This is a genomic window from Bacteroides sp. 3_1_23, from assembly GCF_000162555.1.
GTDB classification, from domain to species: domain Bacteria; phylum Bacteroidota; class Bacteroidia; order Bacteroidales; family Bacteroidaceae; genus Bacteroides; species Bacteroides ovatus.
Window position 1 is genome coordinate 1,595,789 of the sequence record NZ_GG774949.1, and the last position, 15,664, is coordinate 1,611,452.

30 protein-coding genes are annotated in these 15,664 nt (G+C 34.7%); 2 read left to right on the forward strand and 28 right to left on the reverse strand.

The annotated features are described in order from the left end of the window. Nucleotides 1-7: 7 nt before the first annotated feature. Nucleotides 8-661 carry a hypothetical protein gene (locus HMPREF9010_RS18205; protein ID WP_008647708.1) on the reverse strand — a complete coding sequence of 218 codons (654 nt, stop codon included), beginning with the start codon at nt 659-661 and terminating at the stop codon, nt 8-10. Nucleotides 662-701: 40 nt separating this feature from the next. Next, nucleotides 702-1,373: a hypothetical protein gene (locus HMPREF9010_RS18200; RefSeq protein ID WP_008647709.1), complete on the reverse strand. Its 672-nt coding sequence runs from the start codon at nt 1,371-1,373 to the stop codon at nt 702-704. A gap of 218 nt (nt 1,374-1,591) precedes the next feature. Here HMPREF9010_RS18200 and HMPREF9010_RS18195 point away from each other — a divergent pair, with 218 nt between their 5' ends. Next, nucleotides 1,592-1,999, forward strand: coding sequence for a hypothetical protein (locus HMPREF9010_RS18195; protein ID WP_008647710.1), 408 nt, complete (start codon nt 1,592-1,594; stop codon nt 1,997-1,999). Between the two features lie 304 nt (nt 2,000-2,303). Here HMPREF9010_RS18195 and HMPREF9010_RS18185 read toward each other — a convergent pair whose 3' ends face one another. Then, the gene (locus tag HMPREF9010_RS18185; protein ID WP_008647712.1) at nt 2,304-2,720 is read right to left on the reverse strand and encodes a helix-turn-helix domain-containing protein; all 417 of its coding nucleotides are present in this window, start codon (nt 2,718-2,720) and stop codon (nt 2,304-2,306) included. 60 nt (nt 2,721-2,780) lie between these two features. After that, entirely contained in the window at nt 2,781-3,020 is a 240-nt protein-coding gene (locus HMPREF9010_RS18180) for a hypothetical protein (protein ID WP_008647713.1), read from the reverse strand. A gap of 109 nt (nt 3,021-3,129) precedes the next feature. Between HMPREF9010_RS18180 and HMPREF9010_RS18175 the strand changes: the two genes are divergently transcribed. After that, nucleotides 3,130-3,576: a hypothetical protein gene (locus HMPREF9010_RS18175; RefSeq protein WP_008647714.1), complete on the forward strand. Its 447-nt coding sequence runs from the start codon at nt 3,130-3,132 to the stop codon at nt 3,574-3,576. Nucleotides 3,577-3,681: 105 nt separating this feature from the next. On the opposite strand, the gene HMPREF9010_RS18170 is transcribed toward HMPREF9010_RS18175, so the two are convergent. The 24 genes from HMPREF9010_RS18170 to HMPREF9010_RS18070 form a co-directional block, all read right to left on the reverse strand. Then, nucleotides 3,682-4,107 carry a hypothetical protein gene (locus HMPREF9010_RS18170; protein ID WP_008647716.1) on the reverse strand — a complete coding sequence of 142 codons (426 nt, stop codon included), beginning with the start codon at nt 4,105-4,107 and terminating at the stop codon, nt 3,682-3,684. Between the two features lie 7 nt (nt 4,108-4,114). After that, nucleotides 4,115-4,294, reverse strand: coding sequence for a hypothetical protein (locus HMPREF9010_RS18165; RefSeq protein WP_008647718.1), 180 nt, complete (start codon nt 4,292-4,294; stop codon nt 4,115-4,117). Then, the gene (locus HMPREF9010_RS18160; protein WP_008647719.1) at nt 4,291-4,488 is read right to left on the reverse strand and encodes a hypothetical protein; all 198 of its coding nucleotides are present in this window, start codon (nt 4,486-4,488) and stop codon (nt 4,291-4,293) included. The genes HMPREF9010_RS18165 and HMPREF9010_RS18160 overlap by 4 nt, the downstream gene beginning before the upstream one ends. Beyond that, nucleotides 4,460-4,633, reverse strand: coding sequence for a hypothetical protein (locus HMPREF9010_RS26300; protein ID WP_008647721.1), 174 nt, complete (start codon nt 4,631-4,633; stop codon nt 4,460-4,462). The genes HMPREF9010_RS18160 and HMPREF9010_RS26300 overlap by 29 nt, the downstream gene beginning before the upstream one ends. Before the next feature lie 240 nt (nt 4,634-4,873). Next, nucleotides 4,874-5,263 carry a hypothetical protein gene (locus HMPREF9010_RS18155; protein ID WP_032852610.1) on the reverse strand — a complete coding sequence of 130 codons (390 nt, stop codon included), beginning with the start codon at nt 5,261-5,263 and terminating at the stop codon, nt 4,874-4,876. A gap of 48 nt (nt 5,264-5,311) precedes the next feature. Then, nucleotides 5,312-5,551, reverse strand: coding sequence for a hypothetical protein (locus tag HMPREF9010_RS18150; protein ID WP_008647724.1), 240 nt, complete (start codon nt 5,549-5,551; stop codon nt 5,312-5,314). A 31-nt stretch (nt 5,552-5,582) separates the two neighbouring features. Beyond that, entirely contained in the window at nt 5,583-6,005 is a 423-nt protein-coding gene (locus tag HMPREF9010_RS18145) for a YopX family protein (RefSeq protein ID WP_008647727.1), read from the reverse strand. A gap of 14 nt (nt 6,006-6,019) precedes the next feature. Then, on the reverse strand, nt 6,020-6,331 hold the full coding sequence (locus tag HMPREF9010_RS18140; protein WP_157453721.1) for a hypothetical protein: 312 nt from the start codon (nt 6,329-6,331) through the stop codon (nt 6,020-6,022). Between the two features lie 22 nt (nt 6,332-6,353). Continuing rightward, nucleotides 6,354-6,830: a hypothetical protein gene (locus tag HMPREF9010_RS18135; RefSeq protein ID WP_008647730.1), complete on the reverse strand. Its 477-nt coding sequence runs from the start codon at nt 6,828-6,830 to the stop codon at nt 6,354-6,356. A gap of 83 nt (nt 6,831-6,913) precedes the next feature. Next, on the reverse strand, nt 6,914-7,105 hold the full coding sequence (locus tag HMPREF9010_RS18130) for a hypothetical protein (RefSeq protein ID WP_008647732.1): 192 nt from the start codon (nt 7,103-7,105) through the stop codon (nt 6,914-6,916). An 8-nt stretch (nt 7,106-7,113) separates the two neighbouring features. Then, on the reverse strand, nt 7,114-7,347 hold the full coding sequence (locus HMPREF9010_RS18125) for a hypothetical protein (protein ID WP_008647733.1): 234 nt from the start codon (nt 7,345-7,347) through the stop codon (nt 7,114-7,116). Between the two features lie 251 nt (nt 7,348-7,598). Next, nucleotides 7,599-7,790 (reverse strand): hypothetical protein, encoded by a 192-nt coding sequence (locus tag HMPREF9010_RS26090; protein ID WP_008647738.1) that lies wholly within the window; start codon nt 7,788-7,790, stop codon nt 7,599-7,601. Nucleotides 7,791-8,038: 248 nt separating this feature from the next. Then, entirely contained in the window at nt 8,039-8,734 is a 696-nt protein-coding gene (locus tag HMPREF9010_RS18115) for a class I SAM-dependent methyltransferase (protein WP_008647739.1), read from the reverse strand. A gap of 20 nt (nt 8,735-8,754) precedes the next feature. Continuing rightward, complete coding sequence (locus HMPREF9010_RS26305; protein ID WP_168166729.1) at nt 8,755-8,931, reverse strand: hypothetical protein; 177 nt, start codon at nt 8,929-8,931, stop codon at nt 8,755-8,757. A 10-nt stretch (nt 8,932-8,941) separates the two neighbouring features. After that, complete coding sequence (locus HMPREF9010_RS18110) at nt 8,942-9,160, reverse strand: hypothetical protein (RefSeq protein WP_008647741.1); 219 nt, start codon at nt 9,158-9,160, stop codon at nt 8,942-8,944. A 15-nt stretch (nt 9,161-9,175) separates the two neighbouring features. Next, the gene (locus tag HMPREF9010_RS18105; RefSeq protein ID WP_008647743.1) at nt 9,176-10,813 is read right to left on the reverse strand and encodes a DNA cytosine methyltransferase; all 1,638 of its coding nucleotides are present in this window, start codon (nt 10,811-10,813) and stop codon (nt 9,176-9,178) included. Continuing rightward, a complete protein-coding gene (locus HMPREF9010_RS18100) occupies nt 10,810-11,436 on the reverse strand; it encodes a hypothetical protein (protein WP_008647745.1) in 627 nt (208 codons plus the stop codon). Before HMPREF9010_RS18100 ends, HMPREF9010_RS18105 begins: the two co-directional genes overlap by 4 nt. A 15-nt stretch (nt 11,437-11,451) precedes the next feature. Beyond that, nucleotides 11,452-11,703 (reverse strand): hypothetical protein, encoded by a 252-nt coding sequence (locus HMPREF9010_RS18095; RefSeq protein WP_008647747.1) that lies wholly within the window; start codon nt 11,701-11,703, stop codon nt 11,452-11,454. A 53-nt stretch (nt 11,704-11,756) separates the two neighbouring features. Then, the gene (locus HMPREF9010_RS18090) at nt 11,757-12,455 is read right to left on the reverse strand and encodes a DUF1566 domain-containing protein (protein ID WP_008647748.1); all 699 of its coding nucleotides are present in this window, start codon (nt 12,453-12,455) and stop codon (nt 11,757-11,759) included. 27 nt (nt 12,456-12,482) lie between these two features. Next, nucleotides 12,483-12,749, reverse strand: a complete 267-nt coding sequence (locus tag HMPREF9010_RS0124155; RefSeq protein ID WP_032852485.1) for a hypothetical protein — start codon at nt 12,747-12,749, stop codon at nt 12,483-12,485. Beyond that, nucleotides 12,746-13,054 carry a helix-turn-helix domain-containing protein gene (locus tag HMPREF9010_RS18085; RefSeq protein ID WP_008647750.1) on the reverse strand — a complete coding sequence of 103 codons (309 nt, stop codon included), beginning with the start codon at nt 13,052-13,054 and terminating at the stop codon, nt 12,746-12,748. Before HMPREF9010_RS18085 ends, HMPREF9010_RS0124155 begins: the two co-directional genes overlap by 4 nt. Nucleotides 13,055-13,189: 135 nt before the next feature. Then, a complete protein-coding gene (locus HMPREF9010_RS18080; protein ID WP_008647752.1) occupies nt 13,190-13,363 on the reverse strand; it encodes a hypothetical protein in 174 nt (57 codons plus the stop codon). A 64-nt stretch (nt 13,364-13,427) separates the two neighbouring features. Further along, nucleotides 13,428-14,573 (reverse strand): hypothetical protein, encoded by a 1,146-nt coding sequence (locus tag HMPREF9010_RS18075; RefSeq protein ID WP_225684264.1) that lies wholly within the window; start codon nt 14,571-14,573, stop codon nt 13,428-13,430. 78 nt (nt 14,574-14,651) lie between these two features. After that, complete coding sequence (locus HMPREF9010_RS18070) at nt 14,652-15,641, reverse strand: hypothetical protein (protein ID WP_008647756.1); 990 nt, start codon at nt 15,639-15,641, stop codon at nt 14,652-14,654. Between the last annotated feature and the right edge of the window lie 23 nt (nt 15,642-15,664).

Genomic DNA, 15,664 nt, shown 5'->3' on the forward strand with positions numbered 1-15,664 from the left:
TAATTGGTTATATCGTGGTCAACAACTCAAAATCTTCAATAGATATTTTGTCTATTGAGACAAGCCATTCAAGATAAGAAATATCATCTTTAATGTCACGAAACTTTTGTCCTTTATATTTTCCAAAATCAATTACCTTGTCTGCAATAGATACATCTTCCTGTTTTTCGACATCTGGATATAATTGTTTAAGCTCCTCAAAATCAACTTTGAAAAACCTGTCTATTTTTTCTAGCCAATGAAGATATTGATAATCTATCTTATAAATGTCGCCATAAGTTTTACCCTTATATTTACCAAACATAAGTATCTCATCCGCTTTATGAATGGGAAATATTTCATCAAGCGATACACCAGGAACATCAATCAAAACCCATTCTCCACATCCAGCGCAAGGGATTTCTTCGTCTTTGATATTTGGATAACATTCTTGCCTATATGTATCATCAGGCTTACCATTTACAAAACACTTGCCATAAGCCTTACCATATTTGCCACGCGGCTTTACAGTTTCGACTAAGAAGGTTCTATCTTGATTTGGGTCAATACGTCTTTCCTCGCTGGATGAACGTGCTAATCCTAACTCACATCGTTTAACCAAGAATGGAGTTCGTTTCCCTATATTGTAATAAATACTAAAAATATTATCGTGTGGATACATAGCTTATTTTATTATGAATACTAAAATGACAAGTTACAATTCAGAGTAATTTTTTATTTGTTATGGCTCGCACAAATTCTGCGACATCTTCTTTTATTAATTTATTTATATACTCATGCCCTAAATCTGTGAACTCATAATATTTTTCTCTTCCATAAAAGCCATCTCCAATATATCCTCCATCTCTATATGCTTCTTTTACATATTGGGGATGACTATTTTTATAATAGTCTGCATTATAAATTTCCTTACTATCCAATGTATATTCATAGTCTTTAACAGCAATATTTTTCCATTCAGTAAAATTCTGACTTTCACCTATCGTATGGTAAAGAAAAGCAATTAACGCTGCGATTTCTGCTAATGACTTACGTATTGCCAAACGTTTATCCGGATCAAACACAACCCACTGACTATCATCTATTGTAAACATCAGAAATTTTACTTTCCGCGTTTGATAGAATATATTCTTAGATATATTGTACGATAATCTTAAATGAGAAATCGCATCTAATATTTTTGCATTATAATTTAATCCACCTTGAAGTGACCTAATACATTGTTTGGCAGATTCAAAAGACGATTTCGATATATTGTCATATATCCCATACATTGTAAGATATATTGCTTCTATTTGATTTTGCAGTTCTATTTTATTAATCAATGAGCTGCAATACTTCATAAAAACACTAGTAAATACACTGACTGACATAATTAACTGGATTGTTCGATATACAAAATCATTTTCAATTTGTCTGGTAAAGGTAATAATTTATTTTTTAGTTACAAATTTGTTGCAGCATTTATCTTAAACATTCCAATAAAATTAGTTTATAATGGTATGAAATAGATATATTTTAATTATTATCTACTATACTCATTTCTTGTTTTCATAAATAATGATTATTTTTGTATTAAATAATCGTTATTATGAGAAACTCAAAATCAAAAAATAAAAAAGGGCAAAATAGTAAACAGAAACACTATTCAAATTATACTACTATACAACGCGAAATGTTGGAATTAGCTGATTGTTTTGAAAGATCTCGTATTGCAAGGGAAAAGGCTGCTCTTAAACAACCCAAAGATCCAAAAATAATTTTACGTCATAAAAATATAAAAGAAATCCGTTTATTAATCCATGCAAAAAGAGGATTTCGCACAAATGACCAATTTATATGCTCTATATGTGACAAGGTACATAAAAATGGATGGATATATAACTTAGATGAGCGTTATATATACCTCTGCAACTCCTGCAAAGAACAAGCAAAACCTCGCAAAATTATTAATAAATTAGTTCTTTACAGTGCGTTTGAAAGTGGGAAAAAACGGTAATATCATAACCATGTCAGAAAAAGAAACTATTTTGTTCTACGTTTTGCGAAAGCTATACCAAAAGCATAAATAACGACACCAATTACCCCAATAGCTAAGAAAAACTTATATAGCAATTCATAATGTTCGTCATACATATACAAAAGAAAAAAAGTAAATACAGACACTAATAACATACATGTACTATATCTTTTCCACGAAATACGTTGACTTTTTTCTTTTTTTAAAGGCAACCCACATATAACAGCAATGCAAGGCGTTACTATAATCCAAATAATAACACAAATAAACGCAACCATAGCAATTATTGTTTTTCGATATTAATTGTATATCCCAAGACATCTACTGTTTTAAGTAATGTGTCTATACTAATAGTAGTTGTTTTTCTTTCAATATTCGCAATTGTAAGGTGAGAATACCCTGCTTTTTCGGCCAAAGCTCTCTGTGAAATCGCTTTTTCTTTACGAATTAATGCTAATATACTTCCTAATTCTTGTGCATCATTTGTACGATATGAATGTTGGCCGTTCTCAATTACAAGAATATGCTGTAGTGCTTTAATATACGACATCATATTCCCCATTTCAAAATTGCTACTTCCTTTTTCTAAACGATATATAGCAGTAGGCATAACCCCCATTTGAAAACAAATATCTTTCATTTTAATGGTAGATTGCTTTCGTATATCTACAATTATTTGGCAAAATTCTTGTCTATTCATATTCTTATAATTAATACCACAACAAAAATAAGCAATGCATTTGATATACACAAATAATACTTATTTTTTTCTTATTATTTTCTCTTCCACAAACCCAACGACCTCATCTATCTTGTTTATACAGTCCTCCATCAAGCCGATATAGTCCTGCATCTTTTCTCCTCTGGAAGACATTTGTAAGCCATCTGGGAGAGAATCGTAAGAGTCTTGTTCTTCATTTAAGATGTCCTCCAGTTCTCCCTTCGCTTCTTCCAGGGAACTAATAACATCGTTGAATCTACCTTTCCTTTCTTTGTTCATTTATTTAAATACGATTATATTCGATTATACACATTATTATTAAATTTGTAGCCAACTATGATAATGAATATCATGTTGGCTACTATTATTTGAAATAAATATTTTTATCATGTACAAAACACCTAATAAATATTACGAAGACAACCACAAAGAAAACAGTAAACTGTCTTTTAAAGCTTTTCAGAAAAGATCAGAATTTTGGCAGGGTGTACTCGTAACCAGCGCAAGCCTATACGGGATATTAGTTTCCCTCCATGATAATTTTCAAGAACCGCTATGTACCCGCGTGGTATTTCTTTGTCTGATAGTCGTGTTGACCATTGGTGTGAGTACAGCTGGCGTAACTCTATACAACTACGCAATTCTTCTTGAACGTCATAGGCAAGAGGTCGAGAAGGAATTATTATCTGCATTGAATAAAGATGCTCTGGTGTCGGAGGTACATACCGGTTTATCAAAGAAGGAGGAGTTCGTAGAATGGTTGGCTCTGTTTGCATTGCTAAGTACACCTTTTCTATTACTCGCATACACCATCCTAAAAATGTACGTGAATTAACCTTGTCCCTGTCTTTCCATAAAGGCATCCTCCAGTAATATTCTTCCGGGAACTTGCAGAATGGATGATAGCATGGATCATCCATAAGAGTAAACGGCATTCTTCTCATAGCAAATATTCTTTGCTAAAATACCCCTTTGAGATAAGCCACTTAATCATAGACACACAACTATCAAAAGGGCTGTTCTCGATAGGAGTACCAGCAAAACAATCTACGGTATATCTACATACGGAGAAGTTATATCCAGCCTCATACTTAATCAGTTCTGGATGGTGAAGAACATTTGGTCGGTCGCAAGGAATCTCATAAGGAAGCAGTTCAAGTAACCGGACCAAGCTCCATGCTGGAATGTCATTGTTGTCTATGTCTTCCAGTGATGGCGGACATAATTGTAGTTTCCATTCCAACGAATCAGTTTTTGATTTTGTACGGCGATATACCAAATCTGCTGTTTCAGGTTTTACACCTAACTCTATTAATTGTTGCGACTGCTCTATGCTTGTTGCAACTTGTGTTATAAACTGTGCCATATCGTTATTATTTTTTCATTAGTTCTTCTTCAAATTCGGCAATGATACAGTCTGCATCACCACCATGTACCCAATTCTCTAAAACAGAAGCCAGAATTTCTATAGCTCTTTTCTTGGCATCTTCTTCACCTTGTTTGTAGGCATCCATACCTATTCGATCTATGTCTCCTAAAAAATCATAACTCATACTTTCTCCTTCTTTACTAATTCAACTTCTGTCGACTCTTCATCTTCCCATTTTACTTCGGGAAATCGGGAAGGATCAAGCTTTATCCAATTACGGAAATAATCTTCCGATAGCCAAGTATTCAATCCATCATCCTTTACGGGTCGTGTTAGAAAAAGGTACAAATCACCGTCTTTGTCTCTTGCTACATACATAATCAGTAGATTTTAGTTGTTCTTTCAATTCTTCAATCATCCGTTCAAGGCGATTGTATTCATCTCTCCCAGCTTTATAAGACTGGTCAATACAATCACGACAGAATTCCAGACGTTTAATTTGTTGTTCCAATGTTTCGTTCATATCTCTTATTATTATATTTTATACTAGAGGACAATCACTGGGAATATCAACTTCATCACTTTCGTAGGGTCGAAGCGCAGCGGCTACTGTCCTTTTTAATTTTTCACAAAAGAGTTTTACGTCATCGTCACAAAACCAATCATACGGATCTGGGTCCGGAAGAATTATACAATGCGGACATTGTACACACTTCTTTATTTCATTAATTTTTGTTTTACCCATATTGTATATCAACTTTAATTAAACCAATGTTTTCAATATTCCAATCGCTTTTGCTATACTCAAAACTTCCTTCTTTGTTTTTACAGAAGCTGGAATAATTGTCCCATTTGCAGATTTAGAATAGGTCTTGCCACGACATAATTCATAATCGTAACCCATTACTTGCTTCTTACGAGAGAAACCTATACATCCATATTGCAGCGTCCATTCAGAACCACCTCCAAACGGCATATAGTTACCTTTATCATCATACCACGAATTTTGATGACGTCTTGCATGAAAATAACGAGTACCAGGTTGATTATACAACAACACCTCGTATGCACTATTGATTGAACGATTATGTAAATTCAATCGTTCGCAATTCAATCGTTGTTGGGTTTCAATCGGTAAATCACAGAACTTCATAATCATGTGTATTACGCATAGCTTTCGCTTTGCCAGTTCATGTTTTTGTTATTCGTCAATAGCCTCTCTCAGCCTTCTCGTCAATGAGCTTTCAGTAGTTACTTTTACCCCATCCAATCCAGTAGAATTACTAAGGGTATTATAACACTCTCTAAGCAATCCTTTGGAATACAGTTTCCCACACGTATAGCCCTCTGCTCTTGCAAGCTCCAGCAATTTATCCAAGTCTTCCATTTCCCAATCCTCGTTATCAAGGATTTTTTCATATAGCTTTTCTATCTCGTCCATAATTTAGTTTATATTTATCATATATTAATTGTTAAGAATTTATCAATTCACTATTCTCATACACATTTCCTAGAACTTTGATCTCTTTTTTAAGTCCTATAAATGGAACTGTTGCAGAATTATCTTTAACTTCAAGTGGTTTCAATCCAAACATTGCTTCTGTTTCGTCATAAACAACAACACATTTGATAATTTTTCCGGAAGCACCCCCTGTAAACATAGGGAAATCTAAAGCGATTAAATCCCCTTCCCAAATCTCTTTATCATCACAGTCCGTTTTTCCTGTAAAAACCATTGGTATATACCGTTCAGGACGAGGTGTAGTATCTATATCTGAAAACCCAGGCATTTGAGGGACATTTAAATAATGTCCAAATGCAGAAACACAAGACACTTTTGTATATAACATAAGTTGTTGTTCGGTACTCCAAAAACGAATTTTTCTTAAGTTCATATATATTTTTTTTATTAGTTAATTTTCACCCAAATATGAGAACCGGGTAAATCTGACTTAGCTGACATAACATGAAATGCTAATACTTTTTTCACATCTACGCGGTTCCCTTTGATTGTTCTTTTAACTTTTTCAGCACTCACAAAATAAGTGTATTCACGTTCACCATTTAGATGTTTTTTAAGAGCTTCTTTTGCGTCAGATTCTTCTTTAAAAACATCATAAGAATATGCGTTATAGGTCCGTTCTCCATCCAATTTAAATTGTAGCTGATAAAAGACTTCATTTGTCTCTTCATCAAAAGATTTTCCTATTCTTATCTTCATTTCTATCTTGTTATACGCCAAATCACTTTGATATTAACTTGTTGTATTCAACATTGGTTATCTCCTCGCAATCTTTAGGTAATTTACATTTCCAATCACTTTCCACAATGAAAACATAAATATCAGGAATAGTAAAATCAAATCCAGCATGATTAAAAACACCTTCGTTCCCTATAATTGAGTCCAATTCGTCACGTCTTATTGTATTCTTATTTATGTCGGTGAAGTCCTGCAATATCTCCTTATTTTTGCAACGAGCACGCGGATAATAGCCATTATGCACATCTTTCATCCTTTTCCAATTAGCCATGTCCGGTTCTTCTGTAAATTCAACGATATCCAAACTTCTGTAATAAAATGAAGAAGTCCATGTCTTACCAAATCCGTATTTTTCACGGAGAACTGCTACCTGCTTGTCAAACTCATCAGCCTTATCTAATAAAGCCTTAATCTTTAATCCTGTTTTAGAGTCTCTAATTGTTTTATAATATCTTTCCATAATGTTTCTTTCTTTGTTATTAGTCAATCAATTCATTAAATACCTTCACATAGTGCTCTAAATCTCTTGAAACACCAATGTCTTCATATTTCGACTTTTGTATAATTACTAAAGTCACAATAAAGATACTTCCACCAATCGCCATAACGATATTTATCATTCAAATACCTACAACGAGTATTCCAAGTGTTTTTCTGCCAGACTTCATACAACACACCCTTATGGATGAAAGCATCACCTTCTTTCAGAGTTGAAATCTTGACCGTTTTCTTCATTCCTGTTCTTATTTGAGTGTTGGTTTTTCGATTGTAATATTAGGCGGAAGAGAGTTGACCTTATTAGCAATTCTACAATTCCATTCTTGTTCTACATTTGATATAGCTTCCATTATCTTACCGAAAAGGCGAACTGGAATATCATCGCAACAAGGGTCTATAAAAGACACACACCCTTTTTCGTCTATTTTATACCGTATTAAAAGCTGCTTACGGTCATCTACTTTTTTCTTCTTACTCATAACTATATGTTTATAAGTTATTTAAAAATTCCGAACAACCACTTTTTTAGATCTTTTCCTTTTTCTCTTTTCTCTGTAAATGGAGCTTGACCTTTTCTGGATCAAACTCATAGTTTTCGCATTGACGGCAATTTCTCATAACGAGAAGTAGCGGGAATAATAACCCGTGCTTACAACCCCTTCCGTATTCGTCTGATGCAGATTTACAAGTATCACATCTGTAGATGTCTTGTACGCAAGTTACCTTCATATTAAGATAAGAACATATAACCCTTTTTGATAGCAAAAGCTTCTTCTTTACTATCAAACATTAAAGTTGTTTCACACTCACTTCCATAGCATAAAGCTCTCACTTTCAGCCACCAATGATAATTTCCACTACCATAATCATCATAATATGGCTCACCGATAATCTCGGTTACATAATGTTCAAGTACATTCATTTATCCTCCTTGTTTTTTGTTTTGACTTCCTCTAATTTGCAACAATTATGTTTATCATCTTGCTTCCAACATGGAAGCCCTGAACCTGAATATAAGTCGCAATAGTCACAACCGTCCCAATTTGGGCGTGCTCTACATACATTGATAATATTTTCCCTTTGTTTGTGAGAAAGAAAATAGCTTCTTAATCTTTCCACATTATTAACATTAGTTGCCATGTTCTCAAAATTTATCATTTATAGACTCTCTTATCTTCTTGTCGGTGCCGGTTTAGTTTTAAACATATACAAATCTTTACCATCATTATCAAGAAGATAATAATCCGGTTTTACTAATATAATCCAGTAATCTATAGGCAGCAAACGTTCGTCTCCAAAAGAAGGAGATGCGTATTGACAAGTTGGAACATAATGAGCTTGAAACAAAACCTTATCATTGTTATATGTTGACACGATTCTTGTTATATCTGTGTCTGAAAAGTGTTCCAAGACCCCATGTGTTACCACTACTGTAGATGATTCAAAAAACTTAGGTTCACAAATATTCTCTTTAACATAAAACAATGGGACTTTTCCTAAGTAATTATCCGTAGATATTGAGAGTGTGTTCTTGTAACATAGCTCCAACATAGGAATATTGATGTCCGAGAAGATAACTTTTGAAATTTTCTTTGTATCAGAAACACCTGTCAATCCAAAAGAATTAAACAACCTCTCTCCTATTTGCGAAATAGCAAGGCTTACAGTACCTATTCCACATCCTTCCTCTTTTAAGATAAGGGGAGCTTTCAGGTCGTAGGATATTTGTTGTATATTGATAATTATTTCTTCTATAAAACGGTTGTATTTTTTACAAAACACATTCACATAACTGTCGTTACAGACACGACTTTGATAGAAATTATCCCAGGTATTCACAGATTCTGTAATATTATCTTTGCTCATATCTCCTTTTGATTTTCAAATTACTTCTCATCAACATACACCTCTTTCTTGTTGTCAGGCCAAGATTTACGAATCAGGGAAGTGATCTTCTTTCTTTGAAGTCTCTCGATAGCTTTTCTTTTGGCTTCGGCTTTATTATTAGCCGAAACCACTATTTCAAAAGCATCCAGGTCAATCGTCACTCGGTATTTTTTCATATCATTTTTTCTATACTTTTTCCAGATCACTGCTTGCTGCAATTCCCTTTAAAACAGCTCCTCCAACTTCAACGCGATAAAAGTAAGAAGGCTGAATATTGTTATCTGAATCTTCAGAAAATGACGGATACACTTTCTTTATTCGACCAATTTTACCAACCATTGCCGGTTGCAAATCATTAGAGACAATTTTCACATTATCCCCAACATTAAATTTTAAATTTTCCATATTATTGTTGTTAAATTACGCAACCTTACGTTGCGTTGTTACTAATATTTTACATAATGCCTCACAAAGAACTCGTGCCATATTAACTTCTACGGCGTTTCCTATATACTTTTTCTGTTCTGCTTTTGTTCCTATTAGCATATAATCTTCTGGGAATCCCATAATACGTTTCAACTCTGGAATCGTTAGCATTCTCATTTTTATGTCGGAAATTCCATACATGGCCATGAATTCCTTTATTTTCTTCATTACATCACTATCTGTGTCATATATCTCATATACCAATCCTTCTGGAAACATCTTAATAAAGCCAGGTAGCTCTCCCTCTCCAGATGCTTCAATCAAATATGGCGGCATCTTATCCATTCTAGCGATTAACGTAAAACAAGGTTTATCTACAGATCCGCCAGCAGAATTAAATTGAGGATTCATCAAGTAATGCCATTTACGGTTTGCGGTAATTACTGGTGCCGGTTGATTTATACTTGTGCCAACATTCTTAAAATTTGTATCTAAAATCCAAGGTTTACAGCTTACAAGGCTATATTTGGGATTAACAGTAATACAGCCTAGTGGTTTATCCAGTGAAGAAGGCTTACTGTTTCCGTATTGTTGGTCAATAAACACAGAAGAAATTAATGAAAATCGGTCTTTTGTTGTTACGGTTGGTGCTGGTTCATCTACAGATTTACAAAATCCATTTCCATAATGAACAGAAATAAATGCTTTTCCGGTTAGAATATTTAAACGGTTTATGCAAGCAACACCAAGTCGATTTTGAGTAGATATTACTGGACATGGATCCTCAACTCCCGGAGCATTGTACTTTCCAGCTTTACTCATTGAGTTATACTTAACCATGAAGGCATCTTTTCCACCTGCTACAAACTTAATAAGTCCTGCATAAATTCTTAATAAAGAAGAATCTACTAAAGGTGTTTTCCGACCAAAAATACTTTTTCCTTCATCATCAAAGTCTAACACTTCTCGTACTGCCTTCCAGTTCTTTAATTTTGGGTCTGGCTTTTTAGAATGGGTTTGCTCCGGAAAAACAATAGGTAAACTCCCTTTCGCAAATATTCCGAAAAATCTCTTTCTAGAAGTGTAAGCTCCATAGTCTGCTGAATTTAATATTTTATGTTCAAATTTGTAGCCATAAGACCTTACGTTATCCAGCCATCTCAAATAAGATTTACCTTTATCACGACTAATGGGTTTACCGTACTCATCCAAATCTCCCCATGACATAAACTCTTCTACATTCTCAATTTGAATATAGTCTGGGTTAATAGCCTCAATATACCGAAACAAGTGCTCTGCAAGTGTTCTACTATCTGCATCTCGTGGTTGACCACCTTTAGCTTTCGAGAAATTAGTACATTCCAACGAAGCCCATAAAACTATCAATGCTTCAGGGTATTCAGCTCTGCATTTTTGTAGATGGGAAACTAAAGGAGATAAATTTAGTGTACGAATATCTTCTGTAAAATGAAGAGCGTCCGGATGATTAGCAGCATGACTTGCAATCGCATTTTTATCATGATTTACACATGCTATTACCTTAGCACATTGTTCATTCTCTAAACGGGCTTTTTCTACCCCTGTGCTGGTTCCACCGGCACCACAAAATAAATCTATATAAAGTAATTTCATTGTTTTTCCAAGTATTCTACAATATCTTCATCAGGCATATTAAAGGTATCTTCATCCAGATAGAAATAAATCTGTTCATCTACAAATTCTGCTTCTCGTGTACTCCAATTACCCATATCATCTAATAATTGTCGCGCTAACCGTTCTACAGATACAGTCACCTTTTCTTCATCAGGAGTATTTTCAAAGATTACTACCGTTTTTATTGGATAATCAGCACCATTCCAATCAATATAATCTGGATTTTGGCAAAACATCCCACGAATAATCGACCATATTTTTTCTGACTGAAAATCAGAATTTTGTATATGCCAGTAACATTCCCAGTATGTAAATCCGGCACTGCGTAGCATTTCCTGAATAACCATATCAGAGGCACCATTACTTATTGCATCTTGAAGTGCGCACCAGTACCCTTGATTGAAGTCAGTCAATTTTGGAGTTAATTCGTCGGCCTTTACTTTTACACTCCCTTTTTTATCAGAAAAAATTAGAGAAACTAATGTGTCATTTTCAACAGGATAAGAAACCGAGGTGCATATTTGCATAACTTTCTGCTCGTCACTATTTTCAGGGTGCCATATTACTTCAGCACCAATATTTATAAAATAGTATTTATTCATGTTCAATTTTATATATTAGGACATATTTAGCGAATCTAACAATTGTTTTAAAGGTTGTTTGTCATCTTCACTCTTAGCTGTTAATAGTTTCACTTCTCCGTCAGCTAATTGATAAAATTCATCTTTTTCAGCATAGTTCATAGCTTTTATATACAATTCAAAAGCATCTTCAATAGACATGCCATCTGCCGAAATATTAGCTAACAATTCTCCCATACACACTTCGCTTTGTGCATATTGTCTTATAATCTTTTTAAATGTTTCCATGTGTCAAAAATATTCTGCCACCCATACCATATCAAATATGGGTGGCGATAATATTAAATAGTCAAGGTCTTAGTCAATTCGCCTTTATAACCACGTTCACGTAACATGTTTATAAGAGCTTCGTCACTATGCAGACAATCGTTACTTTTTGCCTCGCCTGTCAACAGGCTCGGCGAAGGCTGAAATGCTGCAACCGCTCTCACCATGTTACTGCTGTACTTGTTGTAGGTGCCGAAGCCGCCATTACTAAAGACCACGTACCAGCTGTTGCCCTGACTGTTCTCACTGCTACTCCAAACCCAGGTTTCATCAGAATCTTCTGTAGGAAGTAAACATTCATCGGGACATCCAATTTCTTTCATTGCTTTGTTTATCTCATCATGATATGCGCAAAGCACTCCTAGCTCCATCAAACAAGGCAAATACCACTGGAGGCCACCTTTTTGATAGTTCCAGCAGCGTTTGGCGGCAGTCATTCCATCAATATCAGTTTGTGCTTCTACAATACGTTTGGTTAGATCAAATCCGGAGAAAGTTTGCATAGCAACGGATTCATTCTGCTCTTCCGTTAAGATCCTATCAGTATTTCCCCATTGTTCTTGCCAAGTGTCAAACGCCAAAATACGGCTCATAAATTCTGTTGTTACGATAATGCCAATAGCATTAGTATAATTCATACCTCTTGCTCTGAAATCTGCGATTTCATACTGTTTCTTGTCGGCTCCTAAAACCGAAATAGAATACTTTTCCATACTTGTAAATTATTATTAATATTGATTTTAGAACCACACCAATAGCCTTGGAGTCTTCCAATAAAAATTGAATACTGGGAATATCTCTTTAAGTGTGGTGGTTATTTTTCCTGTAATATTTTTCACATGTCTAATTCGCAAATGATTAGCTGTTACGATATAGTCTATTCCTGGGTGTAAACCTATTTGCGAAAGAAGCGATTTCAAGAATATTTTTATATGTTGCTTTGCATCAGTAATTGAACGATAGCCAAAATCAATGTTAGCTACATACTTGATACGCTTGCGTTTCATTTATTTTTCAACTTGTTATTAAACTTGATCTTTCCATTTTTATATAAATCAATTTTCTTTTTTCGATACTTCCGTTTTAACTCTGTCCAATATTCTGTTGGATATTGTTTAGAGTGCTTGCGAACAGGAGGAGATAGTATAGATTGTATAAGCCGCTTACTAACATTGAACATAGCGGCCAGTCTTCTTTGGCTATATCCTTCACGGGCCAAAATCTGAATAGCCTGGCGTTGTTCTGGTGACAACTTAGCGCGACCATCAAATTTGGTTCCTGCCAACTTGATATTCTCAATTCTCAATGGCATATTTGTTACTGTTTTAATGTGAATAGATTTTATAGTTTTATATGGTGTGAATAGTTGTCCACTTTAACCATTGTTTAACACAAAAGGCTGCTCTATTTTGTTAGAACAGCCTTTGCTTTACAGACATCACTTTAACTATGGTCGATTGTACCTTAGTCCGTCTGTATGAATAAACCATTTCTTCAAACTTCCGTCCGACTTCTGAACTTTCTCAATATCCACTGTTAACCAATGAATAGCTCCCTCACCGAACTTGATTTCCCTTTTGGTTGGGTGTCTCCAATAATCAATCGTCTTTTTATGTCCCATATTAATCATCGTTTATTGCCACTGATTTCACCTTGTCCGTAACAGGCATGTATTCCATGACAATTTATGACCTACAAACACAAATATATTCCTCAGCAATCTTATATTCTTCATACCGTCCATCCCAAGAATTAAGTACCGAGCACCAACCATCCTCACTTATGATTGAATCCAACCAATCACTCAACGAATCAGTAGTTCTTTGAGCCGCCACAGCTTCACGCCATAAATACGCGTATTCATCATCATTATGTACTCTATCACTAGCTATATTGGTCAGTTCATCTTCCGTGCCAATATAATAATCAATACCATTTGCACAGTATAGTTGTTCACCATAGGAACATTCTTCAAATGTATCATTCAAATCACCGAATGTACATCCCAAATGTACTCCCAAAGCTACGAAGCGTTTTGCTTCATCTTCGTCACATTCACGTAAATCCATTACTTGCTGGATAATTTCTTCTGTGGCAACAAACCCTTTTTCACCCATGTCAAAAACTGCTTCCAGTTCTTCTGTTAACGCAGTTTCTTCTTCTTCAACAAGGTCACAAATATTATTTATGATCTCTTCAATATTATCTGGAAGCGGACTGTATAACCAACCATTACCATATTTATATCCATTATCTACATATAAGCCTTTTATAGCAAGAAAGAAACATTTCACGTTGTAGTCTGAAGATGTATGGAAGTATTGGTTTGACAATCCAAGGATATATTGAATGGGATTATTCCTCATTTTCTCATAAAGCACATTTCTCACCTGTATTATAGCCGCGTCACTAATGTTAAAATTCTTAACAAGAATCTGAAAAGAAATATCATCAAACTGTTCACGGTAATGCTCATTATATGTTTTAAACAACTCCACAAAGTAATTGTAGTCGTTAACATATTGCTCGCCGTTTAAATATTCATCTTGACGAATCGTACCGCCAGACATACCACCTAGATGATATTTGTTCCAAAATTCCAGAAGTTTCTTTTGTCCTTCTGTACGGGGAATTATATGATCGTAGCATTGCCCGACACCCATACCTCCAGCCCCACATACCGAAACACTGAAACTTTGTTTAAATTTTTGCAATGTTTCACGGTTTATACGAGTAGATTCTTCCTTATAAACCTCAAAATCTACAGTCCAACTGTTTTTATTTTCGTCCCGAAATTGGACGGAACGTTTGAATATTATATCGTTTCTCATAATCAATCTTTCTAATTTTATTTTCATAAACCAGAGGAAATGCACCTAAACTGGTTTATGAAAACTGCCCTGATTAAGTTATTTACGCCATTCCTTCATTTTAGCAACCACATCAATGTTGTTGTCATCCAGCATTTTCTTCAACATACCAATCAAACGCCAACCTTCTCTATTCTCGTACAACTTTGCCTTCTTATTCAAAAAGGCAAGGGATGCGTTTTTACTTAATGTTTTTCCATTGTCGTCAATGATAACACAATTATGAAAACGAATCATGTTCTGCATCGTAAAGAACGCTCCAGATCCTTTGTAAGCATCTAGCCATGCTGCATTTTGAGGAATATCCCAATGCATTTTGATACGCCTTTTATTGAACTCCTGCACCGAATGCCAAAGTTCATAAGTGTTTTCGGCATGTTGTATTTTATGTACTGCAAATAACAATGGCTTAATTATTTTTCTATCAAAATCATCTACGAATATGTTTTGACCATTGATACGTTTATATGGTAGCCCTTTACACTTTCTTAATTTCAACTCTTCAAATCTCTTTTTGAGTTTCTCGATATAGTCTTTTGCCATATCTAATACCACTCTTTTATTAAACCATCGATTTCGATCTCTGAAATTATCAACATCAGCATTCTGCATCATTTTGTGCTGGGCGTACAACTCGTTATTTAGCATCTTCCACTGATATTCATATCCCATACTACGAATCACCTCTGAAACTCCAATCGGTTTATAAGCACCGTGGGTATGGGTGGCTATATAAATTATGCGGAACATCTGTGCCATTACCCAACGTCTGAATAATTGGCGATTAGGAATTGTGCCTTGAATCACAATAGCTTGGAAAATTGGATCATCTTCTTTCAAGATATTAATGACACCATCTCTTTTTGAAGCTATAAACTCCAAACCATCTGCACTTTGCATTGCAAAAAGCTCACTAACATCAACACCAGCTTTCTTTAAAGCTTCAATACGCTCCTTAGCTTTGGTTTGATTAGCTGTAAGCGTAAACTCGGTACCACACTCAGGACATTCAAATTTTAATTGTTTCATAACTTATTAATAATTTAATTTTT